This window comes from Mycobacterium sp. SA01, from assembly GCF_041287105.1.
Classification (GTDB): domain Bacteria; phylum Actinomycetota; class Actinomycetes; order Mycobacteriales; family Mycobacteriaceae; genus Mycobacterium.
Window position 1 is genome coordinate 638,977 of record NZ_JBGGNO010000019.1, and the last position, 24,436, is coordinate 663,412.

At 67.0% G+C, this 24,436-nt stretch carries 26 protein-coding genes and 1 tRNA gene; 8 read left to right on the forward strand and 19 right to left on the reverse strand.

Features of this window, described 5'->3' with window-relative positions; translation table 11 throughout:
- The 5 genes from AB4879_RS19015 to AB4879_RS19035 form a co-directional block, all read right to left on the reverse strand.
- Nucleotides 1-1,017 carry an NAD(P)/FAD-dependent oxidoreductase gene (locus AB4879_RS19015; RefSeq protein WP_370508803.1) on the reverse strand — a complete coding sequence of 339 codons (1,017 nt, stop codon included), beginning with the start codon at nucleotides 1,015-1,017 and terminating at the stop codon, nucleotides 1-3.
- Entirely contained in the window at nucleotides 1,014-1,523 is a 510-nt protein-coding gene (locus AB4879_RS19020) for an isoprenylcysteine carboxyl methyltransferase family protein (protein WP_370508804.1), read from the reverse strand. The genes AB4879_RS19015 and AB4879_RS19020 overlap by 4 nt, the downstream gene beginning before the upstream one ends.
- Nucleotides 1,523-2,581, reverse strand: a complete 1,059-nt coding sequence (locus AB4879_RS19025; RefSeq protein WP_370508851.1) for a type III polyketide synthase — start codon at nucleotides 2,579-2,581, stop codon at nucleotides 1,523-1,525. Before AB4879_RS19025 ends, AB4879_RS19020 begins: the two co-directional genes overlap by 1 nt.
- A gap of 76 nt (nucleotides 2,582-2,657) precedes the next feature.
- Complete coding sequence (locus AB4879_RS19030; protein WP_370508805.1) at nucleotides 2,658-4,895, reverse strand: MMPL family transporter; 2,238 nt, start codon at nucleotides 4,893-4,895, stop codon at nucleotides 2,658-2,660.
- Nucleotides 4,896-4,911: 16 nt separating this feature from the next.
- The gene (locus AB4879_RS19035) at nucleotides 4,912-5,688 is read right to left on the reverse strand and encodes an isoprenylcysteine carboxylmethyltransferase family protein (RefSeq protein WP_370508806.1); all 777 of its coding nucleotides are present in this window, start codon (nucleotides 5,686-5,688) and stop codon (nucleotides 4,912-4,914) included.
- A 116-nt stretch (nucleotides 5,689-5,804) separates the two neighbouring features.
- Between AB4879_RS19035 and AB4879_RS19040 the strand changes: the two genes are divergently transcribed.
- Entirely contained in the window at nucleotides 5,805-6,557 is a 753-nt protein-coding gene (locus AB4879_RS19040) for an O-methyltransferase (RefSeq protein ID WP_370508807.1), read from the forward strand.
- A gap of 12 nt (nucleotides 6,558-6,569) precedes the next feature.
- On the opposite strand, the gene AB4879_RS19045 is transcribed toward AB4879_RS19040, so the two are convergent.
- Nucleotides 6,570-7,736 carry a histidine phosphatase family protein gene (locus tag AB4879_RS19045; RefSeq protein ID WP_370508808.1) on the reverse strand — a complete coding sequence of 389 codons (1,167 nt, stop codon included), beginning with the start codon at nucleotides 7,734-7,736 and terminating at the stop codon, nucleotides 6,570-6,572.
- A 186-nt stretch (nucleotides 7,737-7,922) separates the two neighbouring features.
- Here AB4879_RS19045 and AB4879_RS19050 point away from each other — a divergent pair, with 186 nt between their 5' ends.
- The gene (locus tag AB4879_RS19050) at nucleotides 7,923-8,474 is read left to right on the forward strand and encodes a hypothetical protein (RefSeq protein ID WP_370508809.1); all 552 of its coding nucleotides are present in this window, start codon (nucleotides 7,923-7,925) and stop codon (nucleotides 8,472-8,474) included.
- 6 nt (nucleotides 8,475-8,480) lie between these two features.
- On the opposite strand, the gene AB4879_RS19055 is transcribed toward AB4879_RS19050, so the two are convergent.
- Complete coding sequence (locus tag AB4879_RS19055; protein ID WP_370508810.1) at nucleotides 8,481-9,701, reverse strand: cytochrome P450; 1,221 nt, start codon at nucleotides 9,699-9,701, stop codon at nucleotides 8,481-8,483.
- A 164-nt stretch (nucleotides 9,702-9,865) separates the two neighbouring features.
- Here AB4879_RS19055 and AB4879_RS19060 point away from each other — a divergent pair, with 164 nt between their 5' ends.
- On the forward strand, nucleotides 9,866-10,429 hold the full coding sequence (locus AB4879_RS19060; RefSeq protein WP_370508811.1) for a TetR/AcrR family transcriptional regulator: 564 nt from the start codon (nucleotides 9,866-9,868) through the stop codon (nucleotides 10,427-10,429).
- On the opposite strand, the gene AB4879_RS19065 is transcribed toward AB4879_RS19060, so the two are convergent.
- Together AB4879_RS19065 and treS are read right to left on the reverse strand one after the other, a co-directional pair.
- The gene (locus AB4879_RS19065) at nucleotides 10,413-11,201 is read right to left on the reverse strand and encodes a hypothetical protein (RefSeq protein ID WP_370508812.1); all 789 of its coding nucleotides are present in this window, start codon (nucleotides 11,199-11,201) and stop codon (nucleotides 10,413-10,415) included. The two genes, AB4879_RS19060 and AB4879_RS19065, sit on opposite strands and share 17 nt — an antisense overlap.
- Nucleotides 11,202-11,268: 67 nt before the next feature.
- The gene (gene treS / locus AB4879_RS19070; protein WP_102808042.1) at nucleotides 11,269-13,533 is read right to left on the reverse strand and encodes a maltose alpha-D-glucosyltransferase; all 2,265 of its coding nucleotides are present in this window, start codon (nucleotides 13,531-13,533) and stop codon (nucleotides 11,269-11,271) included.
- A 122-nt stretch (nucleotides 13,534-13,655) separates the two neighbouring features.
- On the opposite strand from treS, the gene AB4879_RS19075 reads away from it, so the two are divergent.
- Nucleotides 13,656-14,078: a PPOX class F420-dependent oxidoreductase gene (locus AB4879_RS19075; protein ID WP_370508813.1), complete on the forward strand. Its 423-nt coding sequence runs from the start codon at nucleotides 13,656-13,658 to the stop codon at nucleotides 14,076-14,078.
- On the opposite strand, the gene AB4879_RS19080 is transcribed toward AB4879_RS19075, so the two are convergent.
- The 7 genes from AB4879_RS19080 to AB4879_RS19110 form a co-directional block, all read right to left on the reverse strand.
- Nucleotides 14,079-14,546: a DUF5313 domain-containing protein gene (locus tag AB4879_RS19080; RefSeq protein WP_286145640.1), complete on the reverse strand. Its 468-nt coding sequence runs from the start codon at nucleotides 14,544-14,546 to the stop codon at nucleotides 14,079-14,081.
- A 1-nt stretch (nucleotide 14,547) separates the two neighbouring features.
- The gene (locus AB4879_RS19085; RefSeq protein ID WP_370508814.1) at nucleotides 14,548-15,837 is read right to left on the reverse strand and encodes a diguanylate cyclase; all 1,290 of its coding nucleotides are present in this window, start codon (nucleotides 15,835-15,837) and stop codon (nucleotides 14,548-14,550) included.
- Between the two features lie 163 nt (nucleotides 15,838-16,000).
- A tRNA-Ala gene (locus tag AB4879_RS19090) sits at nucleotides 16,001-16,073 on the reverse strand.
- Nucleotides 16,074-16,124: 51 nt separating this feature from the next.
- Nucleotides 16,125-17,222, reverse strand: coding sequence for a gephyrin-like molybdotransferase receptor GlpR (gene glpR, locus AB4879_RS19095; RefSeq protein ID WP_370508815.1), 1,098 nt, complete (start codon nucleotides 17,220-17,222; stop codon nucleotides 16,125-16,127).
- Nucleotides 17,223-17,368: 146 nt separating this feature from the next.
- The gene (locus AB4879_RS19100; protein ID WP_370508816.1) at nucleotides 17,369-18,022 is read right to left on the reverse strand and encodes a GNAT family N-acetyltransferase; all 654 of its coding nucleotides are present in this window, start codon (nucleotides 18,020-18,022) and stop codon (nucleotides 17,369-17,371) included.
- 14 nt (nucleotides 18,023-18,036) lie between these two features.
- Nucleotides 18,037-19,290, reverse strand: a complete 1,254-nt coding sequence (gene glp / locus AB4879_RS19105; protein WP_370508817.1) for a gephyrin-like molybdotransferase Glp — start codon at nucleotides 19,288-19,290, stop codon at nucleotides 18,037-18,039.
- A 49-nt stretch (nucleotides 19,291-19,339) separates the two neighbouring features.
- Nucleotides 19,340-20,260 carry a UTP--glucose-1-phosphate uridylyltransferase gene (locus AB4879_RS19110; protein ID WP_370508818.1) on the reverse strand — a complete coding sequence of 307 codons (921 nt, stop codon included), beginning with the start codon at nucleotides 20,258-20,260 and terminating at the stop codon, nucleotides 19,340-19,342.
- A gap of 45 nt (nucleotides 20,261-20,305) precedes the next feature.
- Between AB4879_RS19110 and AB4879_RS19115 the strand changes: the two genes are divergently transcribed.
- Together AB4879_RS19115 and AB4879_RS19120 are read left to right on the forward strand one after the other, a co-directional pair.
- Nucleotides 20,306-20,929 (forward strand): 5-formyltetrahydrofolate cyclo-ligase, encoded by a 624-nt coding sequence (locus AB4879_RS19115; RefSeq protein WP_370508819.1) that lies wholly within the window; start codon nucleotides 20,306-20,308, stop codon nucleotides 20,927-20,929.
- Between the two features lie 168 nt (nucleotides 20,930-21,097).
- Nucleotides 21,098-21,415, forward strand: coding sequence for an FmdB family zinc ribbon protein (locus tag AB4879_RS19120; protein ID WP_102808032.1), 318 nt, complete (start codon nucleotides 21,098-21,100; stop codon nucleotides 21,413-21,415).
- Between the two features lie 39 nt (nucleotides 21,416-21,454).
- Here AB4879_RS19120 and AB4879_RS19125 read toward each other — a convergent pair whose 3' ends face one another.
- Nucleotides 21,455-22,618: an EAL domain-containing protein gene (locus AB4879_RS19125; protein WP_370508820.1), complete on the reverse strand. Its 1,164-nt coding sequence runs from the start codon at nucleotides 22,616-22,618 to the stop codon at nucleotides 21,455-21,457.
- 186 nt (nucleotides 22,619-22,804) lie between these two features.
- On the opposite strand from AB4879_RS19125, the gene AB4879_RS19130 reads away from it, so the two are divergent.
- Nucleotides 22,805-23,458 (forward strand): SAF domain-containing protein, encoded by a 654-nt coding sequence (locus AB4879_RS19130; RefSeq protein ID WP_370508821.1) that lies wholly within the window; start codon nucleotides 22,805-22,807, stop codon nucleotides 23,456-23,458.
- A 1-nt stretch (nucleotide 23,459) separates the two neighbouring features.
- Here the strand turns inward: AB4879_RS19130 and AB4879_RS19135 are convergent, their stop codons facing one another.
- Nucleotides 23,460-23,660 carry a hypothetical protein gene (locus AB4879_RS19135; protein ID WP_370508822.1) on the reverse strand — a complete coding sequence of 67 codons (201 nt, stop codon included), beginning with the start codon at nucleotides 23,658-23,660 and terminating at the stop codon, nucleotides 23,460-23,462.
- 114 nt (nucleotides 23,661-23,774) lie between these two features.
- On the opposite strand from AB4879_RS19135, the gene mscL reads away from it, so the two are divergent.
- Nucleotides 23,775-24,230, forward strand: coding sequence for a large-conductance mechanosensitive channel protein MscL (gene mscL / locus AB4879_RS19140; protein ID WP_370508823.1), 456 nt, complete (start codon nucleotides 23,775-23,777; stop codon nucleotides 24,228-24,230).
- A 63-nt stretch (nucleotides 24,231-24,293) separates the two neighbouring features.
- Here the strand turns inward: mscL and AB4879_RS19145 are convergent.
- On the reverse strand, nucleotides 24,294-24,436 hold a 143-nt coding region (locus AB4879_RS19145; protein WP_370508852.1), incomplete at its 5' end, for an MspA family porin.

Sequence of the window (24,436 nt, forward strand, 5' to 3'; positions counted from 1 at the left end):
TCAGTAAGCCAGCAGGTTCACAATCTTGCCGAACGCGCTCGGCAGCGCCGCCGCCGCAGGCACCACCGCCGAGCGGGTGGGACCGAACTCGACGGCCTGCAGCAGGCCCGCCGTCAGCAGCCGGTAGCGCCGCGACATCCGCCGCCACTGCCGGTCGTAGTCACCCGGCCGTTCGGCCAGAACACAATTCACCAACAGCTCGGCGCCCCCGAAGGCGATGCCGAGGCCTTCACCGGTCAGAGCGTCGACGTAGCCTGCGGCGTCACCCACCAGCAGGACGCGGCCTGCTCGGCGCCCGGCGACCCGCTGCCGCAGCGGACCCGCCGCCCGCTCGGGACCGTGCTGACATCCGTTCACCCGCTCGCGCAGGGCGCCGAATTCGGCCAGCCTGCTCTCGAACGAACCCTGCCGCGCGGTCAGGATCGCGATGCCCACACAGTCGTCGGCCACCGGCGTGACATAGGCCTCGGCGCCGTCACCCCAGTACACCTCGACACGGTCGCTCCACGGTGCGATGTGCACGTGCCGCCGCAGGCCCCACCGCCGCGACCCGCCGCTGGGGCGGGACAGGCCCAGCGACCGCCGGATCGGCGAATGCAAGCCGTCGGCGGCGGCCAGGTAGCGAGCACGAAAAGGCCCGCACTGCACCGAGTCCGCGTCCTGGGTGATCGGGCCGATGTGAGCGTCCACCACGTCGACACCGGCGGCTTGGACCGCATCCGCCAACGCGGTGTGCAACGCGGTTCGGCGCACGCCCATACCCGGACCGGAGCGAAACGGCGCGTCCACCCGTCGCGCGGTATCGAAATAGGTGATGCCCCGAAACGGCTTGCCGGGCAGAACTATTCCGAGTTTGTCGAGCTGCGCCACGGTGTAGGGCATCATTCCCTCGCCGCAGGCCTTGTCGATCGGTGCGCGCCGGCGTTCGACGACGGTCACTTTCAGCCCGGCGCGGGCGGCATGCAATGCGGTGACCAGACCGGCCGGGCCGCCGCCTGCCACCAGGAGATCGATCACGACAGGCTTGCCAGCGCGGCGTTTTCGGTGCGGATGCGCGTGCGCAACAGGGCCGCGTTGAGCACGGTGAAGACCAACGCGGTGATCCACCCGGTGTGCACCAACGGCAGCGCGATGCCCTCGGCGACGACGGCGACATAGTTGGGGTGGGAGAAGAACCGGTATGGGCCGCCGTCGACGCGCGTAGCACCGGGGATGACGACGACCCTGGTGTTCCACTGCCTACCGAGCGTGGTGATGCACCACCACCGCAAGCCTTGTGCCCCAACAACTATCGCCAGCATCGGCCAACCGAGCGCGGGCAGGAACGGCCGGTGCAGGCCGATCACCTCCACCAGCGCCCCGGCGAGGAACCCGGTGTGCAGCACCACCATCAGCGGGTAGTGACCGGCCCCGAACTCGACTCCGCCCTGCGCGCGGCTCCAGGCGAGATTGCGCTTCGCGACGACCAATTCGGCCAGGCGTTCGGCCGCCACAGCTGCGACCAGCAGCACATACCAGGTCATCAGTGCCAGCGCAGCAGCACCAGTTCCGAGCAGAACCCGGGACCCATGGCCATCATCACACTCGGACCTGCTGACGGACGCTTGGCGATGGTGTCGCGCAGCACGTGCAGCACCGACGACGACGAGATGTTGCCGATGTCGGCCAGCGAGCGCCAGGTGAGCTCGAGCGCCTCGTCGGGCAGCTTCAGGCTGTTGACGATCGCCTCGATGATCTTGGGACCGCCGGGATGACAGACCCAGGTGCCGATGTCGTCGAGCTCGAGGTCGTGCGCGCCAAGGAATTCGGTGACATCGTCAGGCAGGTAGCGCTCGATGACATCGGGCAGATCGGCGGACAGCACCAGCTCCAGACCGTCCGCTCCGACGTCCCAGCCCATGGTGCGCAACGAATCCGGATACAAATGGCTGCGTGAATCGATCACATCGGGCCCGCCGGCGTTGATCTTCTCCGCCCGGCGTTGCCCGACGGCCACGACGGCCGCGGCCCCGTCGGCGAACAACGCGCTGCCGACCAGCCCGGGCAAGGTGGGCTTGTTCGCCGTGTAGGTCATCGAGCACAACTCGACGGACACCAGCACCGCGACACCGTCGGGATCACCGCGCAGATAGTCGTGCAGCCGGGCCACACCCGCCGCACCGGCCACGCAGCCCAGGCCGAACATCGGCACCCGGCGGACGTCGGGCCGCATCCCCAGTCGGCCGGCGATCCGGGCCTCGATGGATGGGGCCGCGACGCCGGTCACGGTCGTCGACACGATGAGATCGACGTCCGCCGGCCGCAGACCGGCCTCCTCGAGGGCACCCGCGACCGCGGCCGAGCCGAGTTCGACGGCGTTCTCGATGAACAGGTCGTTGGCTTCGCCGAAATCCTTCAGCGCGGGGTATTGATCCAGCGGCAGGACGAAGTGCCGGTTGTCGACTTTGGCACTGCGATGCAGCTTGCGAAGGATCTCTTCGTACTCGCCGTAGCCGCCGATGGTGAGGAACGCTTCGGTGACCTCGGCTTGGGTGTACCGGTGCGGGGGCAACTCCCCGCGCACTCCGGCGATGACACTGATCGGACGCATGTCATTGACACGAAGAGCATCCGACACCGGTTCACCGATATTTGCCCGCGGCCCCTGGTTCGACACGTCACCCAGTATGCCTCGCCGGGCCTCCTTCGCGAATGCCGACCCGTTGGTGCATCCAGGCCAGGGGCTTGGGTGCCCACCAGTTCCACCGGCCCATGACGTGCATGAACGCCGGAACCAGGACCAGCCGAACCAGGGTGGCGTCGGCCAGTACAGCCAATGCAAGACCAAGCCCGAACATCCGCATGAACGACACATGAGCCGCGGTCAGCGCGGCGAACGAGATTGCCATGATCAACGCGGCGGCGGTGATCACACGGCCGGTGTGGGCCACACCAAGAGCAACGCTCTCGTCGTTGTCCGCGGCGCCGCGCTGCGGTGATGCCAGCCAGAACTCCCGGATTCGCGACACGAGGAACACCTCGTAGTCCATCGAGAGGCCGAATGCGATGCAGAACAGCAGCACCGGGATGTTTGCCACCAGGGTGCCGGTCGAGGTGGTGCCCAGCGCGCCGAGATGGCCGTCCTGGAAAATCCACACCATCGCCCCGAACGCCGCCGTCAGCGACAGCGCATTGAGCACCAGAGCCTTCAGCGGTAGCACCACGCTGCCGGTCAGCAGGAACAGCAGCACCAGCATGATCGCCGCGATCAGACCGAGTACCGCGGGTAGCCGCGAGGTGATCGCATCCACGCTGTCCCGATTGGTCTGCGCGGTACCCGCGAACTCGACGGTCGTGTCGCCCGGCGTCGGAACATCGTGCAGCCGGGTGACTTGATCCTCGGAACGGTCCGAGAACAACGGGGCGGCGCTCTCCACCGTGAGAAGTGCGCTGCCAGACGACGATCCGGTCGCGGCGGTCGGCGGGCCGACGAGATTCCCGCCGACGAACGCTCCCATCGGCGCCGACACCGACGGTACGTCCGCCACCCGCGACAGGTCCGCCGCGTAGCGGGCGATCTGCGGGTCCGACAGGCCCGACGCATCCGGGATGACCACCGGGATCGCGGTCTCGGAGTTGTTGGTGAACTCACTGCGCAGCAGGTCACCCACCTGATGGGCCGACGCCGAGGTGGGCAGCACCCGATCGTCGGGAAAGCCCGGCCGCACACCCAGGAAGGGCGCACCGAGTATCAGCAGCACCACGACGCCGGCCAACCCGATCGGCACCGCCCGCTTCATCACGAATTTGGTTGCGCGGTACCAGAATTGCTCTTCGACCGGGCGCGGCACGGGCTCGGCCCGGCTCAGGCTGCGCCGGACCAGGCGGCGCACGTCGAGCGAGTCGAGCCGATCACCGAGCAGGCTGATCGCGGCGGGTGTGATCACGATGGCGGCCAGGGCGGCGAGCGCGACGGTGGCCACGCCGGCATAGGCAAATGACTTCAGGAAGTGCATCGGGAACAGCACCATGGCGCCCATGGACAACGCGACGGTGGTTCCGGAGAACAGCACGGTGCGGCCCGCCGACTCCATCGTTCGCATCAGCGCGGTCTCGCGATCCGCCCCGTGCGCCAATTCGTCGCGATAGCGGCTGATCATCAGCAGCGTGTAGTCGATCGCGAGGGCAAGACCCATGGCGGTGGTGAGGTTCAGCGCGAAGATCGAGACGTCGGTGAAGAACGTCGTCACCCGCAGCACGGCCAGCGCACCGAGAATCGCCACCAGCCCCACGGCCACCGGCAGCGCGGCGGCAAACACGCCGCCGAACACCCAGACCAGCACCAGGAAACTCAGCGGAATCGCGATGGACTCCATGAGCAGCAGATCGTGCTGCGACTGCTCGGTCACCTGCAGGTTGACCATCGCCGCCCCGCCGGTGCGTACCACGATGCCGTCGCGGTCCCGGCTGACCTGCGCGGACAACTCTTTGGCGTAGGTCTGCTGGTCGGCTTCACTTCCGGTGATGCCGGCGGTGATCAGGCCCGACTTCTGATCCCGGCTGACGAGCGCGGCCGCGGCCTGCGGTGGCGATGTCCACGCCGAGGAGATGCCGGTGACGTGGCCGGACCGTTTCAGCTGGTCGATGACGTCAGTTGCGGCCGCTCGCGCCGCGGGACTGTCGAAGCGGTCGCCCGCGGTGACGACAACCAGGAACTGCACGTCGCCCTGGTCGAACTTGTCGGTGAGCAGCTGCGTGGCGCGCGACGACTGCGAGTTCGGGTCGGCGAAGCCGCTGGGCGAGAGGCTCTTGGCGACCGGTACGCCGAAAACGCCGATCGCAACCATGACGAGGATCGCTACGGCGACCACCTGACGTGGTGCTGCAATAGCTAGCCGGGCAATCGCTCGCAGCAATGGTCCGTCCTTAGGTTCAGCCCTGCCTTCTGCTGATACGTACGCGACCAGCAGGAGGTTCACAACGCCTCCCCGGACGGCCTCGAAACCTACCGGGCCACGGTAACCAATAGGGCACTCCCCGCGCATAGTTGTCGAACTCGGCACCGAACACGCGACGGAAGCGGGCCTCTTTGAACAGCGGCCCTACCAGGCAGTACGTGGTGAAGACCACGGCCAGAACCAACTGATCGGGCGTCCAGGTCGGCACCGTCCAGACCGTGAGCGCGAACGCGACGTAGATCGGCTGCCGGGTGAGCCGGAAAAGACCGGTCGTCGGCATCTTCGGGAAGACCAGCTTGCGGTCGCGCAGCAGCGCGACCCAGCCCAGGCTGCCGGTTTGCAGTGACAGGCCGGCGTCGGCCATCGACTTCCCCAGCAGGACCCAGGCGAGCGCATAGAGCGCGACGACCGCGGTCAACGCCGATCCCCGCGCCTGCCACCAGATCGTTCCGCTAGGCGTCCACAACGCGAACAGCGCGATCAGCTGAAGGGAGCCGACGATGACATAGGTCGTCGGCGCAAGGGTGGCGCCGGTGCCGCGCGGCGCCAGCGCGGCCAGGAGTGTCCGGCCGCGGCCGGTGAGCAGCATGGAGTGGATGACCGGGAACTGAAGGAGAAGGGCGGCGTTGGCGACCCAGCTCCACGGGGCAGGCACCCTGCCGAGCGAGCGGCTCATCCCGAAGTACATCGCGACGACCATCGAACCGACGGCCACCATGAACAACGCATGACAAACGACGCCGTAGCTCACGGCCAGGACTGTCCGGCCGCCGCCTTTTCTGGCGACGGGCGATGACGCTATTGCCCGCACACGCACCTCTCGCAAGCCCGTCACTGGCACCCGCGAGCACAACGTAGCGTGAGTCCATGAATCTTCGCCAGCATTTGCCGTTGCTGCGATGGTCGGTGCTGCGCACCGGCATCGGGATCCGGAACTTCACCAGGACGGGCCAGATCGGCGACGGCCGGGAGGCCGCGGCGGCGGACTACGTCGAGGCCAACGCCCGTCGCGGCGATATCGACAGTGTGCTGGCCACCATCGACGAGTACGCCTACGCCAAGTCGTTTCTGGTCAACATCGGCGACGAGAAGGGCGCGCTGCTCGACGCTGCGGTGCGCCGTGCCGATCCTCGACTGGCGCTCGAATTGGGCACCTACTGCGGGTATGGCGCGTTGCGGATCGCGCGGGCGGCGCCGTCGGCACGGGTGTATTCCGTCGAACTCGCATCGGCGAATGCCGCTGTGGCCCGGCGGATCTGGGCGCACGCGGGGGTCGCGGACCGGGTCACCTGCGTGGTCGGGACGGTCGGTGATGGCGGGCGCACGCTCGAGGCGCTGCATGATGAGCACGGATTCGACTCAGGCACAGTCGATTTCCTGTTCATCGACCACGACAAGAACGCTTATCTGGCGGACTTGCTCAGCATCGTCGAGCGGGGCTGGCTACGCAGCGGGGCCGTCGTCGTCGCCGACAATGTCGGCTTCCCGGGCTCGCCGAAGTACCGCGCCTTCATGCACGAGCAGGAGGGCAACAACTGGACGACGGTGGAACACCGCACTCACATGGAGTACCAGAAACTGGTGCCCGACCTGGTGCTCGAGTCGCAGTATCGCCGCTGAGCCAAGCCCCCGTCAGGCAGCCGCTTTGTGGGCGGCCCGACGGCTGGAGCCGGTGCCCTTCTTGGCTCCGCCGTTCGCCTTGGCACTGCCCGCCCCCGGACCGGACGCATCGGCCTTCGCGGAGGCCTTGCGGCTCGATCCGGCGTTGACCTTGCCCGGCTCCGCCTTGACCGCCGCCGCGGCGGGCGACTTCACCTTGGCGGCAAGCGGACTGACGACGGCAGCTGCCGAGCCGGGCAGCGCACCGCGGATCGCCTGCGCGATGTCGGTGACCGAGTTCTTGACGAAGTCGACACCGGCCTTGGCGACGAGGGCGATGCCGTCACGCGCGGCGGCCACCACCGTGCGGATGTCGCCGGTTTTGACGGCCTGCACGACGTTGTAGACCGCGGTCTGCGGCGCCACGATCAGACTGCGGGTGTTGACGAACAACTTGCCTGCGAGCGACGGATTCTGGCTGACGGCAACACCATCCCAGCTCTGCAGCGTCCAGCCATCATCCGGGTTGCCGGTCACCACGACGACGGAGGTGTTACCCAGCTGATGGGTCAGCATGAGCATGACGTCGGGATTGTCGACGTTCATCATGGTCCAGACCATGATCGTGGCGCCGTGCGAGAAGATCACCGGCTTGGTGTCACCGTTGGCGATCACCGAGGCGATGGCACCGTTGACCCGGGACTCGAAGCCGTTGCCGTTCTCGCCGAGCGGGATGGGCAGGCTGCGCAGCCCGAGGGTCCAGGCCACCGGGATCAGGAAGTACCCGATGCGGCCGAGCCCGCTGTCGATCGGTGATCCCTCGAAGATGCCGGCGCCGATCTCCCGGAAGCCACCCTCCTGGATCGGGGTGAGCCCGGTTTCCGTCGCGAGCGGGGCGGCCGTCTCGTGGGTGCGGATCATGTCGGAGACGTAGATGCTGTCGTAGCCACCGTCTTTGAGCTGCTGGGCAATGGCTTCGGCCTGCTGTTCGCCGAGTGCGGTGAGCTGTGGTCCGGGCACCTTGGTGTCGATCCCGGCCCCTGCGACGTTGCCGTAGGACTCGCCGTGCCGCACCCAGGTCAGGGTGATCGAGTCGGCAGCCCAGGCGGGCAGTGCCGACATCACGAAGAAGGCGACGGCCGAGATTATCGTCGCCAGTGTTGTCAATGCTCGATGCCGAACGCCCACGTGATTTCGCATCCCGAACTCCATCTGATCCCCGACAGTGATACGCGCTCAGAGGTTACCGACTGTGCGCCCGGTCACAGTACACAATCGGAAATCTGTCTACAAGCGACCGCGCGGGATCTCGGCGAACTAACGATCGCATGGAGAGTCGGCATCGGCGGTCGCCCGCCCGGCGTACGCGTGGTGTCGTGGAAGTCGATGCCTTCTTCTGCGATCCGCGCCGCAGGCGCTGCGGCGGCCGCGGCATGCGCCGCTCTGCTGATGACCGCCCTGCCGCACGCCGCCGCCGCCCCCGACTTCGACACCTACGGCTACCTCGACTCGACGGCCCGCTGTTCAGGCTCCGCGGTGCTCTTCGGCAGCACGGACAGCTCCCGGGTGGCGATCTGCAAGACGGCGACCGGCGGATACGAGTACCGCGGCGTGCGAGTCCGCGACGGCGCCAAGCTGGTGCTGTCGGCGTCCAGTTCCGGCGACGGCTCCTACAGTGCGGTCAACGACGGCATCACCTACACGGTGACTTCAAGTGCGCTGGTGGTCAGCTCCGGCACGACGGTGGTCCGCAAGGAATCGTGGGTGGACTTCCACGGTCCCCAGACATCGACATCCACATCGACATCGGCTGCGACGTCCACGTCCACGTCGACGTCACCGACGACGTCGTCGGCCCCCACCAGCACCACGCCCACGTCGACGACGCCGTTGCCGCCGCCATTGCCCGCCGAGGTCGGCGGCAGCGGTCACCGCTGATTTCGTTCAGCTGACGCTGAGCCGCAGCCGCTCGAGGCGGCGCACCAGAAGGCTCGGCAGCCACCGTCCGACTTCGCCGGCGCCGAGGGTCGCGGTGCGCTCCACGAGCTGACCGATGACGATCTGCGCCTCCAGTCGCGCCAGCGCCGCCCCGACGCAGAAGTGCGCACCCTTGCCAAAGGTGATGTGCCCCTTACCTGCCGGCCGATCCAGTCGGAATTCGGCGGGATCGTCGAAGTGCGCCGGGTCCCGGTTGGCGGCTCCCCATAACAGCAGCAACCGCGAACCCGCCTCGAGTTCGACGCCGCACAGTTCGGTGTCGTTGACGACATGGCGGTAGTGCCCGCGGAACGGCGGCTCGTAACGAAGTACCTCCTCCAGGAACGCCCCGAGCAGGTCCGGCCGGTCGCGCAGTCGGTGCTGTACATCGGGCCGAGTTGCGAGAAGGTAAGCGGCAGAGCCGATCAGCGATGCGGTGGATTCGCCTCCGGCGCTGAACAGAGTGATCATCATCGCGAGCGCCGCAATGTCGCTGAGGTCGCCGGCGGCACATGCCGAGGCCAGATCACCCAACAGGTTGTCGCGGGGCTCGGTCGCCGCCCGTCCGAATTGGTTAGCGATGTATGTGCTGAGCTCCATCACGGCGACACCGGCGGATTCCATTTGAGCCGGCGTCACCAAGCCTTCGACCACCTGGGTGGCCGCGTATCCCCAGTGGATGATTCTGTCGATGTCGGTGTCAGGCACCCCGATGATCCGGCCGACGATCATCATCGGCAGCCGATTGGCCATCATGCTCATCCACTCGATGCCGTCATCATCGGCGCTGGCATCCCATATCGCCGCTGCGGTGTCGGCGATGAACGGTTCGGCGGCGCGGATGCGTTTCGCGGCCAGTTGGGGCAGCAGGAGTTTCCGGTGCATCGAATGCACTGGTTCGTCCGCTGTCGCCAAGGCTTGCATCTCGCCGCCGAGTTCGCCGATCGGGAAGGCGGTGACGGTGTTGGGAGCCTCGTACATCATCGTGGCCGTCAGGTTCGAGGAGAAGTCATCGACGCGGGCGACCGCCTCGTTGACGGCACCCCAGCTGCTCACGGCGTAGAAACCCGAGTCCCCGATGCGGTGGACGTCGCCGGTCTGATGCATGCTCGCGTACAGCGGGTGCGGATCCTGGATGTACCGGTCCTCGAAGAGTGCCAACCCCAGGCCGGTATCCGCCGATGTCATCTCTTCACGCTGAGCGGTGGCGGGGCGCTGCGTCAATCGTGACCGGACAAGTCGATACCGAACCTGCGATCACGATGGTCGCGGTGTCTCAATCGAGCCCGTTCACCAGGGTGAACAGTTCATTCTGGCGAGATCGTCGTCTCAACATTGAGAAGATATCCGTCATGACTCGCAACGACTGGGTGCTGGGCGGTGACCGCGCCGCGGCAGCTGCGGAGCGCATCTATGCGGCAGCGACCGAGCTCGTCATCCGCGACGGGTTGGATGCGTTGGATATCGACACCCTGGCCGCGCGGGTCCACTGCTCGCGGGCCACGGTGTACCGCCACGCCGGCGGCAAGGGCCAGATCCGCGACGCCGTGCTCATGCGCCTGGCGGCGGGCATCATCGACACGGTTCGGCAGTCGGTGGCCGGCCTCACCGGTGCGGAGCGGGTGATCGCCGCAATCACCGTGGCGCTGCGCGAGATCCGATCTGATCGGCTGCGGCGCCTGATGTTCAGCACCGGCAGTTCACCGGATCTGAGGGATTTGCATTCCTCGCCGGTGCTCGCCCACTTGGCTGCCGAGCTCACCGGCATCACCGACGACGATCCGCAGGCCGCGCAATGGATTGTGCGCGTTGTCGTCTCGTTCGCCTACTCACCCATCGCCGATATTCGCGAGGAACGGCAGGTCCTGGAGCGGTTCGTGGCGCCGGCCTACCGTCCCGTCACCGTTGGCCGCTGATGACCGAGACCGCCTCATAAAGCGGGTCGGGCGTCGTCGATATACCACCGATGTACGGGTGCGACGCCTCGAGAAGCAGGAACAGATTGGTCGCCACGATCAGGCCGACGATCGCCACCATCGGGTAGTGCAGCCCGGGCTTGTCGACCCCGTAGATCACCACGGTGCCCAGGACCAGTGCACTGGTCAACAAGATCACCGCCCACAGCGGCCACGGCGGCCCGGTGTCTTCGCGGGCCGTGAGCAGGCGGACGGTGCGGGCCTGGCTCATCTTGTCGAGGTTCGCGTATGACGTTGAGAGAACGGTCTTCTGGCTGTCGGTGGTCGCGGTGACCTGCCGGTAGGCCGACGTCAACTGCGCCAGCGCATCGTCGGTCCCGGGTGAGCGGGTACCGGGGCCGCTTTCCCACTCCGCGATCGCGGACTTCTCGTAGTCGAGCAGGCTGCGCCGCAGGCGATCTGCGTCGGGCTTGTCGAAAGCGACCAGATCCCTTGCCATTTCGATGGCAGCCGCACCTTCGGCGCGCGCGTTCGCGTCGGCGGAGCTGATCTGACCCCACATCGACGACGTCATGAACCCGATCAGAAAGGCGTAGATGAACCCGATGAAGGTGTAGGTGAATTTGGTGACGTCGTTGTGCTCGTCCCGCGTGAGCGCGGGGAACCGTCGACGAATCACCTTGGCGATCAGCATCGCTCCCCCGGCGATGACCACGATCAGACCGACGAGGAGCAGTCCCGGCGGGACGGTGCTCACCAGCCATCCACTCATCGACGACTCCCCCAGACAACACCCGGCAGCTGGAGTCTAGTGCGCGTGCCCCGCCGAGCAGGCCGGCTCAGGCCGGCGCGCCCTCGTCGGCCGGTTCGACTTCGACCAGGAGCGCCATCCCGTGATGCGGAATCATCTCGACCGCAAAGCTGTGCAGGTCGTCGACGACCGCGATGTGCGCCCCGGTGAACATGTCGCGCACGGTCGCACCCGGCGGCAGAGTCTTGGATCGGACAGTGCCTGCGATGTCTTCGTTGGCGAAGTTCAGCACCGTCAGCTGATGCTGCTCGGGCGCATCGAGCTGGTGCACCATCACCAACATGCCGCGATGTGACACCTCGGGAATGTCGACCTGCCGGCTGGTCGCAATGCCGTAGTGCGCCCGCACCCGCAGTATCGCCTGCAGTTGGCGCAGGAAGCTGGTGTCGTCGGCGAGCTGCTCAGGAATCGACCCGTACAGGCTTCGGCCACGCGGCATTCCGGCGTTCGACTTCGTCGCTGCCGGGTTGACGCCCATCAGGTCGTGCGCGGCGCGGTGGATCCAGCGGGTGTCACCACCGTGCATCAGGTCGGCGACCTCAGCCGACGGTAATGTGAGCATGCCGCACAGGTCCCAGCCGGACAGCGCGAACACCCCTGGCTGAAGTGCGTTGAACATCGCCAGCAGCAGGTGTGCCCGGCGGATGCGGTCGATGTCGTCGTCGATGTCGTCGAGGTCGCGGTATCCCAGCGTCGCAGCGATCACTGTCGCTGTGGTGCAAGCGATTCCGTTCGTCGTGAAGACGCGGTTGTACGGCGCGGCCGGTCCGGTGAGCGCTTCGGTCAGGTCGGCGCGAACACGTTCGCCGAGAGCCTCGCCGGTGATCTCATGGCCTTTGTAGGTGTAGATGTCGTCCTTGTGGCCGTTCGACCAGTGCACCAACTCGTAGGTCAGCTCGTCGTGGTTCTGCAGTGCGTGCACCAGTGATGCCGGGTCCACGCCCAGTTCGATGGCCGTGCGCAGCGTCAGGCGCAGAAACTCCGTGTCGGCGGTCGCCAGCGCATGGTGATAGGCGGGCCGGTTGACGAAGTCGTAGGACAGGTCGGCGCCGGTGCCGCTGGTCTCCTTGATGTCGTCGATCGTCAGGTTCAGTTCCTGGAAGGTGAAACCGCCCAGTTTGCGCACCATGCTTCCGATGAACTGGTTGGCGGCCTGCGACAGCGGGTGACCTTCCGACCATCCCACGCCGTCGTCCCCGGACGTCTTCTCGGCGCCGAGGAAGCCGTTGGCGTCGAGGCGCAACCCGCCCGACCCGAGATCGGTCAGTGAGTGCAGTGCGTCGCCGATGACGAGGCGCATCCCGGCGAAGGACGGGTCGAGCCAGTTGATCGAGGGCTGCCCCTCCTTGAAGTAGTGCAGATACACCCACCGCCGCTCGACACCGTCGATGCCGACGACGGGGCGGGTGACACTCCAGTTGGTCTCCTTGATGCCCTCGGCGTAGAAGATCACGCGTTGCAGCCGCCCGATGATGTAGCCGGCCTTGTCCAGCCATTCCTCGGTCGCGGCGTCCACGTTGACCGAGTCCCGGCCGTGCGGAACGTCGGGCAGGTGCTCCCAGTCCAGCGGATCGATGTCGATCATGTGGTAGATGCCGGGATAGTCGGCGTACTTCATCTCCGCCAGCCGGAAATCCGCGCCCTTGCCGGTGTGGCCGGGCACGATGTCGTCGAGAATGGTGCCGCCGTACCAGTTCGCGGTGCCGCACATCTGGCGGAACTCGTCTTCGGTGCCGAACGCCGGGTCGATCTGGGTGCTGATCCGGTCGAAGTGGCCGTCAACGCTGGGGGTCAGCTGCCAGCCCGCGATGCCACCGGCGCGTTTGACGGGGCCGGTGTGGATCCCCTCGATACCGATCTCTGCGAATGCCTTCCACATCGCTTCATCGGCCATGGCCTTGAGGAAGGATTCCTCGGGCCGGGTGATGAGCGACAGCGGATACGCGGTGAACCACACCGACGCAGCGTCAACAGCACTGCGTGGGCTGGGCGTGGCGTACGGGTTCTGCCACATCGAACCCTGGCCGGAGAATTGCTGGCTGATCTCGTTGGCGTCGGCCAGCATCGACTGTGACAACAGCCACGACACGTAGGCCTGGTTGTCCGCCGTCGGCGAGCCGTCCTGCGCAATCGACCTGCGCACGAACGGGTTTCGAACGCGCGGACGGAACCGCAACGTACGAGGTCGGGCAGGGTGCAGATGCTCGTCGTAGGTGATCTCGGCAGGCGCATTGCCGGTTTCACCCTCGTCGGGCGGTCCATCGTCGGGCATGGACTCCACCGTCTGCGACATGAGACTCCTGACTTTGTCTTGCTTCAACCTTGCCTGCCAAACCCGACGACGCGCCACTCGAGTATTGCCACCGCCGGCCTGGGTCGAAACGCTTCGCGGGTCAAGCGCCTAGCCTCGACGGTATGGACGAACTCTCCGACGACGTGGCCGCGTTCCTCTCCGAGGGCACCCGAACGGCCAAACTGGCCTATGTCGCCGCAGACGGCAGACCGCTCGTCGCCCCGGTGTGGTTCATCGTCGACGGTGGCCAACTGGTCTTCAACACCGGAAAGGCGACCGCCAAAGGCCGTGCGCTGAGCCGCGACCCACGGGTCGCGATCTGCGTCGACGACCAGGATCCGCCGTTCTCGTTCGTTCAGGTTCAGGGCACCGCGTCCCTCGGCGAAGATCCCGATGAACTGCTCGACCTCGCGACCCGCATCGCGGCCCGCTATATGGGAGCCGAGCGCGCCGAAGAATTCGGCAAGCGCAACGGCGTGCCCGGTGAGCTGGTCGTACGCGTGACCCCGACGAAGGTGATCACGGCGTTCAACGTCGCCGACTGATCAGAAGAACGGATTGCTGTTCTTCTGATGCTCGGCGTCCTGGGGGCGCGGACCGAACCGGGCGATGTAATCCTCTTCGATACGGGCGTTCTTCTGACGCTTGACCACGTCCACCAGGTTCGGGTCAAGACCGTGCACAGCGAGCCGATGGCGCCGCCAAACCTTGTTCAGCGCAAGTGAAATCGCCAGCGTCCACAGATAGAGCGGCACCGTCATCTCGGCGTGAACGTACACCGAGTTGTTCTCCACGGGCAGCAGCCAGAACGGCGCCAGGAGGAAGAACGGCGGGATCGCCGCTTTGAGCATGAACCGCTTGACGGCGCCGGGCCCCGCGAGATCGTTCGCGACCCATTCCCGCATCGAAGCAGGCAGCCGGCGGAACCCGTACGAGTACATGATGAGTTGGCCCAGATTGGGCCGATCGGCGGACGTGGCATCCTCCTCGGGTAGCGGTTTCCTAACCCGCAGCCTACTCGCCGTCGCGCGCGACAATTTCGGTTGAGCTGAGGCGTTGATCACCCTGTTGCCGCCGTGCTTTATGCCGGTACATGTCGATATCGGCCTCGCGGATGAGTTCGGCGGCGTCCGCCGTCCGGCTGGATGCACGCCCCACCGATGCCGTGAGTGTCACCTCGCTGCCCTCCACGGGATACGCGCCGCTGACCGCAGCCCACACGTCCTGCGCCAATTGCTCGACGGCGGACTCACCGACGTCGTCGACGACCAGAACGACGAACTCGTCGCCGCCGAGACGATAGACCGCATTGGGCGACACCACCGCTGCGGCAAGCCGCCCCGCGGCGGCTTCCAGAACGGCATCTCCTGCGGCGTGGCCGTGCGAATCATTGACCTTCTTGAACCCATCGAGGTCGATGAACAACGCGGCCACGCAGTCGCCGGGGTGAGCGGTGCGGCGCTCGGCGATCCGAGCGACGAGCGAGTGCCGGTTGTGCAGGCCGGTGAGCGGGTCGGTCACAGCGCGATGGGCTAGTTCGGCTTCGGCATCCTTGCGGGCGGTGATGTCCTGAAGCTGGGCGATCACGACGTCGGCGCCGCCGTGTGCGCCGGGCGCCAACACCGCGGCGCGATGAACCCAGATGATGGCGCCATCGCTGCGGACGTAGCGAACCTCGGTGACGATCCGATCCACCGAGCCGGATAGCAGCTCGCGCCAATCCTGTTCCGCCACAGCGGAATCGTCGGGGTGGACGCCGTCGTAGTAGTGAATCACCGCGTCGTCGTGCGGCCCGATCCCGAACAGTTCGCGCAGGGCGGAGTTGATGTAGAGCGCCCGCCCATCGGTGCTGAACACGGCCTTCCCGAACGGCGCGTTGTCCATACTGATCTCGAACAGTCGCTGAGCGTCATCGCGGGCCCGCTCGGCTTCGACCCGCGCCGTGACATCAGCCACCTGCACGTACAACCCTCGCACCTGCCCGTCGACCAGGTCCGGCAGGTACGACGCCTGGACATGGCGGGTGACGCCGTTGTGGTCGGTCAGAGTCTTCTCGAAGATCTGATCCTCGCCGGCCATCGCGGCGTACACGTACGGCAGGCTCGCCTCGCCGAGGTCCCCGACCAGCAACTCGGTGATGTGCATGCCGCGGATCTCGGCGGGAGTCTTGCCGAAGAACGGCCGGTGGGCCTCATTGGCGACCACGTTTCGGAGATCGACGTCCCAGTACGCCACCATGGCCGGCAATTTGTCGATGAGCTGCCGCAGCCGATACTCGTCACCGAGCGCACCGGTGTCCGACATGACATATCCCTCCGGCAATCAACGCGGAACCTCACCAGAGAATTCGTCGCCAGCATGCGCTCCAGCCCAACAGGCTACGGCCAACGTCGGCAGGGACGCGAGATGTGGCGGACTTGGGCCGCGGCTGGGCCGGCGAAGGCGTGCCGTCGATCGTTGAAAACTGTGGAGCTAAGGGGAATCGAACCCCTGACCTTCTCGATGCGAACGAGACGCGCTACCAACTGCGCTATAGCCCCTTGGTCGCTAGCAGGCTACCAGTCGCAGCCCGCCTAGTTGAAACCGGCGACCTACTGGCCGGCCGCCCGCGGCAGGTCGAAGTGCCGGGCGAACGCGACCTCGTCGAGGTGCTCGAAGATCGGGTCCTCGTCGTCGATGTCCAGCACCGCGGCACCGGGACGACGCAGCCGGGACGGCACGACGTCGAATTCACGGTCCTCGGTGTTCTCCACCCCGAGCCGCGAGCGAGCCATCCGCTGCTGGCGACGCCGGCGCACCTGCTCCTCGATCCTGGTCTGACGGCGCAGGTAGCCCAGGTACAGCACCGTCACGGCGCCGGCCGCACCGGTGACCCACCACAGGCCGGAGCTGACGGTGAACGACAGCGTTGCCGTGACGACCATGACCGCGGCCATTGCCATCAGCATCCGCTTGCGGAAGCGGTACTTGCGTGCGCTGACCGCCGCGGCCGTCGTCGACTCCGAACGACGCGGCCGGCTCGCCCGCGGCGTCACGGTCGTCGCAGGCTCGTCCTCGGCCTCCAGACCCGAAGTGTCCTCGACGTATTCGTATTCGTCGTCGGTGCCGTCCTGCGGATGATCCTCGGTGACCGCCTGAAACTGATCGGTGTCGTCGCTCGCGGGCACGCTGTCGGCCTGATCGTCCTGGGTCTCGTCGCCGGCCTCATCGACCTCCGCGACGGGCTCGGCAACCACGGGCTCGGAAACCACGGGCTCGGAAACCACGGGCGCCGGGGCTTCGTCGAACAGGCTCGGCTGGACCTGGGCGCTACGCGCGGTGCCGCCGACCGGCAGCGCGCCGGAGTCCTCGTCGACCACGTCGACGTCCAGGTAATCCGACTCGACCTCCTCGGTGACCGCAGCCACCACGACGACCGTGCGGGTCCGCGACGGCGTCTCGTCGTCGGAGTCCAGCTCGTCGAACTGGTCCGCTTCGGGCTGCCAGTCCGGGTCGTGCCGATGACCGGCCGAGGGGCCGCTGCGCTTGAACCGGCGCGACTTCTCGCCGCCGTTGAGCACCCGGGTGGCAAGCGCGACGTCACTGGTCCGGCGGACGTTGTCACGCTTGCTGATGAGCATCGGGACCAACACGAACAACCACAGCACCACAAGCGAGATCCAGAGCAATGATTGGGGGATGCTTGGCATGGTGGCCTGCTCCTTTCGCGTCCAGGCTAGGTCCGTGACCTTGGCAACCCGGGACGGCGCGCCGGAGTCAATTACACACTTGTAATTTGCCCTTGACAAGCACCAACAGCCACAAATGTCACATTAGTAACAAGTCGCCTCGGCAATCACGCCCAGTGCGCCAGCCCGCGGTGCACCAGTCGACCCGCCACGGAGCCCTCGACCTCTTCCACGGTCATCCCCACCAGCAGGTGGTCGCGCCACGCTCCGTCGACATCGAGGTACCGCTCCAACAGGCCCTCCTCGCGAAAGCCGACCTTGGCCAGCACCGCGCGACTCGCCGCATTCTCCGGGCGCACCGTCGCCTCCACCCGATGCAGACCGACCGGCCCGAAGCAGTGGTCGAGACCCAGCGCAAGCGCACCCGTGGCCACCCCCGCGCCGGTGACGGCGCTCGACACCCAATAGCCGATCCAGGCTGAGCGCAACGCTCCGTGCGTCACGTTGCCGATCGTCAGCTGACCGCTGAACTGCCCGTCGAGTTCGATCACATACGGCAGCATCCGGCCCTTGCGCGCCTCTGCCCGAAGGCCCGAGCACACCGGCGGCCAGGACGAGACTGCATGCCGCACAGTCCAATCCACCTCAGCAGTCGGTTCCCACGGCTCAAGGAAACGGCGGTCGGCCAAGCGGATGCGGCTCCACATCGCCGCGTCGCGCATTCGCACCGGGCGTAAGCGGATCACCCCGGCGCCGACCCGCAGCGGACCCACGGAAGCGGGCCAGCCCGGGTGCAGGGAACTGTTACGCCACAAATTCACTTCTGCTCCGCGGGTCAGCCGCGTTGAGCCAGGAAGGCGACGTCGACGACCTCGCCGGTCCGTACCTGATCCAGTTCGGTCGGCACCACGACCAAGCAGTTCGCCTCGGCCAGCGTCGCCAACAGATGCGACGACGCGCCCGGCGCGCCGCCGAGTGCCTGCACCAGATACTCGCCGGTGTCCTGGTCACGCATCAGCTGCCCACGCAGGAAACCCTTACGCCCGGGCACCGACGAAATCGGCGACAACGCCCGGGCCTGCACGACACGCCGAAGCGACTGGCGCTTGCCCAGCGAGAGCCGAATCAGCGGGCGAACCATGACCTCGAAAACAACCAGCGCGCTGACCGGGTTCGCCGGCAACAGGAACGTCGGGACCCGTTCGCGGCCCAGCTGACCGAAGCCTTGCACGGACCCGGGATGCATGGCGATCCTGGTGACTTCCATCTCGCCGAGCTTCGACAGCACCGCGCGCACACCTTCGGCCGCAGCCCCACCGACCGCTCCGGCGATCACCACCAGCTCGGCACGGTTGAGCTGACCCTCGACGGCCTCGCGCAGCGCCTTCGGCTCGGTGCTGACGATGCCCACCCGATTCACCTCGGCGCCGGCATCGCGCGCCGCGGCAGCGATCGCATACGAGTTGACGTCGTACACCTGGCCATTGCCGGGCGTCCGGGAAATGTCGACCAGCTCGCCGCCGACACTCATCACGGTCACCCGGGGACGCGGATGCACCAACACGCGCTCGCGGCCGACCGCGGCAAGCAATCCCACCTGCGCGGCGCCGATCGTCGCACCGGCACGCACCGCGACGTCGCCGGGCTGCACGTCGTCACCGGCCCGCCGGACATAGGCACCCGACCGAACCCCGCGCAACACTCGCACCCGCGCCTGACCGCCGTCGGTCCACCGCAACGGCAGCACGGCATCGGCCAATGTCGGCATCGGCGCACCGGTCTGCACCCGGGCGGCCTGCTTGGGCTGCAGCCGGCTGGGGGTCCGCGCACCCGCCTCGATGACACCCATCACCGGCAGACTGATCTCGCCACCCTGCTCATCGTCGGAATCTCCGCCGAGACCCTGGACATCCACGCTGCGGACCGCATAGCCGTCGATGGCGGCCTGGTCGAAACCGGGCAGGGGATGTTCGGTGATCACTTCCTCGGCGCACATCAGGCCCTGGGACTCGGCGATCGGCACGCGTACCGGGCGTGGTGCCACCGCCGCGGCCGCCACTCTGGCCTGCTGTTCCTCTACCGAACGCACCGCGCGCCTTTCTGCCTCGAGCTCCGCATCGCGCGGGCCCGCCGCAGCTCTACTGTTCGGTCTTGTCGGCCAGGCCCAGGCGTGCCGTCAACCATCGCCGCAAATCCGGGCCATAGTCGTCACGATCCAACGCAAAGTCAACCGCAGCCTTCAGGTAGCCGCCGGGATTTCCCAAGTCGTGTCGAGAGCCGCGGTGCACCACCACGTGGACCGGGTGCCCCTCTTTGATCAACAACTCGATGGCGTCGGTCAGCTGGATCTCGCCGCCGACACCCCGGTCGACGCGGCGCAGCGCGTCGAAGATGGCCCGATCCAGGATGTAGCGGCCGGCGGCGGCGTACAGCGAAGGCGCGTCCTCCGCCTTGGGCTTTTCCACCATGCCCTTGACCTTGAGCACGTTCGGATTCGCCGCATCGGGGACCGGCTCGACATCGAACACGCCGTAGGCGCTGACCTCGTCCTCGGACACCTCGATGGCGCACAGCACCGTGCCGCCCCGCTTCGCCCGCACCTTCGCCATGGTCTCGAGCACACCGGTCGGCAGCACCAGGTCGTCGGGCAGCAGCACCGAGACCGCGTCCTCGTCCGGCGACAAGACCGGTTCCACACAGCCGACCGCGTGACCCAGACCCAGCGGCTGATGCTGCACCACCGACTCGACCTTGATCAGCGCCGGAGCCCGGCGCACCTTCTCGAGCATCGCCTTCTTGCCGCGGGCCTCCAACGTGCCTTCCAGCACCAGATCCTCGACGAAGTGGGCGACCACGCTGTCTTTGCCCTCGGAGGTCACGATCACCAGCCGCTCGGCCCCCGCCTCCGCGGCTTCCTCTGCGACGAGCTCGATACCCGGCGTGTCGACGACAGGCAGCAGTTCCTTGGGCACAGTCTTGGTTGCGGGCAGGAATCGCGTTCCCAAGCCGGCCGCGGGGACGATCGCTGTGCGCGGAATCGGGACCTCTGGCGGCCTCATCGTTCACACCCTAACGGCAACATGGTGGTCCTTCACTCTGGCGCAATGCGGTCGCGCGCTGACATGGTGGACAGCGTGCTCGCCGGTACTAAAGCCCAGCAGCGGGCTGCCCTGTTGGCGGCGCGCCGGGAAGTGCCCGACAAGGTGCGGGCGGCCGAGGCGCGGGCGCTCTGTGCGCATCTCGACGAGTTCGTGGGCCGAGACGACACGGTGTGCGCCTACCTGCCGGTGGGCACCGAGCCGGGTTCGCCGCAGCTGGTGGACCGGCTGCACGAACTGTGCGCCCGGGTGCTGTTGCCGGTGACGCGCACCGGAGCCGACGGCGTACCGGTGGCCCTGCTCTGGGGTGTCTACGTGCCCGGCGAGCTGGTCGCCGCGCGATACGGGCTGCTCGAGCCTGCCGAGCCGGTGTTGCCGAGCTCGGCCTTGGGAGACGCCGACGTTGTCCTCGTGCCGGCGCTGGCGGTGGACCGCCGAGGCGTGCGGCTGGGTCGCGGCGGCGGGTTCTACGATCGCTCGCTGCCGCTGTGCCGACCCGGCGCCACACTGGTCGCGGTGGTCCGCGACTCGGAGCTTGTCGACGAACTGCCCAGCGAATCTCATGACATCCGGATGACCCATGTCCTCACCCCCAAACACGGCCTGTGCGCGCTGGCCAACACCGAGTGAGGCCACTCGGCATACCTTGCACCCGCAGCCTCCCCCTCGAAGGGTTTTTTCCCCATTTCTTCGCGCCGTTCCCGCTGCGCGGCGTGGGGAATGATATGTGCCACGTGGCGGTTCTAGCACTTGGCACGGTAGAGTGCTAACAGACCAAGTCTCGTTCCGGAGGTTCATGTGCCGACCTACAGCTACGCGTGTACCGAGTGCGACAACCGCTTCGACGCGGTGCAGGCGTTCACTGATGACGCGCTGACCAGTTGCCCCGAGTGCTCCGGTCGGCTGCGCAAGCTGTTCAACTCCGTCGGCGTGGTCTTCAAGGGCAGCGGCTTCTACCGCACCGACAGCCGTGAAGCAGGCAAGAGCAGCAGCAAGTCGGAGTCGTCCTCATCGTCTTCGTCGTCGACGTCCGAGAAGTCGTCGAGCTCCAGCGATTCGTCGAGTTCGTCCAGTTCGTCGACATCCTCCGCGCCCGCCGCCGCAGCATCGAGCTAGCGCACCGAGTTCAATTGGAGCGCAAGGCTTTCCGCGCGCTCAGGAGGCCATTCCTGCCGAAGTCGAGTTGTCCCCGAATTCGACCGAATAACCGACCAATTCACTGCTCTCGTCCTTGACCGGGCGGATGCGAACCCGCTCGACCGACCCGTCGGCCGCCTTCTCGTCGAACGCCGGGAACGGCTCGTCGAGCAGGTCGGCGGCTCGCAGCTCGGCCATGGTGTCCGGAGTGACACCGATCAGGTCCCAGATGGGACGTCCGGCCACCTCTCCCCCGTTGGAATCCAACGTCGTGTCGAAGGCGGTGCTCGACGCGACGACGGTGCCTGCCGGGTCCATGAACGCGACGGCGGCATCGGGGGCGTAACTCTCGGAGAGCCGGTGGGCGCGCAATTCCAGGGACATCGGCACCGACAGATTCTCGGTGGACCTCTCCGAAGCCAACTCCACCAACGCATTCGGCACCTGCTGGGCCGGCATCGGGCGCCCGAACAGATATCCCTGCGCCAGCTTGCACCCCATCGTCCGCAACAGCTCGGCCTGACCGGGGGTCTCGACCCCTTCAGCGACGACAGCCAGGCCCAGACTGTGGCCCAGGCTCACCACGGCGTGCACGATCTTGCGGCTCTGCCGGTGCTCCTCCATCGCCATCACGAAACTGGCATCGATCTTCAGCTTCGAGAACGGCAGCGTACTGAGCCACGTCAGGCTCGAGTAGCCGGTGCCGAAATCGTCCATGGCAATCATGCAGCCGAGGTTGATCAGCCGGTCGAGCGTGAGTCGCGGCTGAGTCAGATCGTCGATGAAGCCCGACTCGGTGACTTCAATGTGCACGCGGCTCAACGGAAATGACGAATCCAGCGCAGCTTTGGCGATCCTGGTCGGCAGCTCGGAGTTGCGCAGCTGGGTCGGCGAGACGTTGAAGCCGAGGAACAGATGGTGCGGCCAGTCCGCCGCGGCCGCAAATGCCGTGCGCATCTGCTGATCCAGCATGCGATCGAGCAGCCCGAACCGGTCCGCGATCGGAATGAACCGATCGGGCGGGATGTAGCCCTCCTCCGGATCGTTCCATCGGGAGAGAACTTCGAATCCCAGGACATGGCCGTCGTCCAGGGACACGATCGGCTGGAAGAACGGCTCCACCCCGCCGCCGGCAAGCGCCGCCAAGAGTCTGCGCGCGAGAAGCTGATCAGCGTTCACCACTGCGCCTCCTCTCCCCAGCACAGGCGCGAATTACAGCTGGATACGGTACAGGCAAACCTCATTTAGGGCGTCCAGAAAGCACAAAGACGCCCGCCTGCAAACAATGCTCCGCGGCCAGCGGCAGTTGTCAACAAGCCAGGGTGCGAGACGAAACCACGGTTGCCGCCCGCGCTCTACGGTTGCGCCATGGGCGAGTCGCTCAACCCCACGCTGCCGAGCCGGATCCGGCACCTGCTCCGCCCCGACTTCACCCGCACCGTCGTCGCGCGCCGGGTCGTCGCCGGTGCACTGGTCGTTCTTGCCGGCATTGCCGCGCTGCGGCCCGACCCCGACCGCCATCGAATCGACGTGGTGGTCGCAACCCATGACCTGAGCCCGGGGCTGCCCCTGTCGGCCGACGATGTGACGGTGGAGAAGCGTTCTGCCGCAACGATTCCCGACGGCGCCACGGTGAGCGCCGACGACGTGATCGGGGCGACCCTGGCCGGACCGGCGCGACGCGGAGAAGTGCTCACCGACGTCAGGGTGCTCGGCTCACGGCTTACCGGGCTCAGCGCCGGACCGGACGCCCGGGTGGTGCCGCTGCACCTCGCCGACGCGGCGGTGCTCGACATGATCCGGCCCGGCGACATCGTCGACGTCATGGGCGCCGCGGACGGGGCCGGCGACGCGAAGCCGACGCTGGCGGCCACCAACGCCGTCGTCGTGCTGGTGTCACCCAAGCCGAAGGCGGCAGGCGCGGGCGATGACCGGGTCGTGTTGGTGGCGTTGCCCGCGGCGGGCGCGCACGCCTTGGCGGCGGCGACGCTGGTGCAGACCGTCACGCTGACGATCCACTGAACTAGCCGGCGGGCGGTGCCGGCGGCGGGGTGGTGGACGGCGGAGGCGCCTGCTGGATCGCGTCCATCACCATGTCGGCGATCTCGTCAGACGACGAGCTGCTCACCGGGCCGGGCGCCGGGGCGGGACTCGGCGCCCCGGCAGCGACACCGCCGGCCACGGCCAGCGCACCGAACGACGTCGCGACCGCCAGTGCCCGCATCCACATGGTTTTCCCTCCGAGAACCTCTGCAGCCAAGCTAACAGCACGCCATTTCCGCTGCCTGGCAGTACTACCCTTCGAGATCTCTGGGCCAAGAGTGAAAGGGGCAATACCGTGCTGAAGGGATTCAAGGAGTTTCTCTCCCGCGGCAACATCGTCGACCTGTCGGTCGCGGTGGTGATCGGCACCGCGTTCACCGCGCTGGTCACCAAGTTCACCGAAAGCATCATCCAGCCACTGATCAGCCGGATCGGTGCCGGCAAGGACACGAGTTACGGCCTACTGCGCATCGGGATCGGCGGTGGGCAGGCGATCGACCTGAACATCCTGCTGTCCGCGGTGATCAACTTCGTACTCGTGGCGGCGGTCGTGTACTTCTTCGTCGTCGTGCCCTACAACCGGCTTCGGAAGAAGGGCGAGGTCGAGCAGGCCGGCGACACCGAGTTGAGCCTGCTGACCGAGATTCGCGACCTGCTGGCCGAATCGGAGGGCGCACCGAAGAAGACCACCGGCCCGGGCACCGGCCCGAGCCCCGACACCGCCGAGACGACGAGCGCCGACAAAGACTGACGGCGCGCGAACAAAATGGCCCCCGGCGCGAGCCGGGGGCCATTTTGGTGACGTGCCAAGGAGTTAGTTCATGTTCCAGGGTTCGCCGTAGGTGGTGACGCTGTCACCGGCCTTGGAGATCAGGCGGGCGAAGGGGCGCAGCAGCACGCCGCCGGCCGCACCGGTGACGGTGCCGTGGGCGTTGGCCACCGCGACCGAGCCGTTGG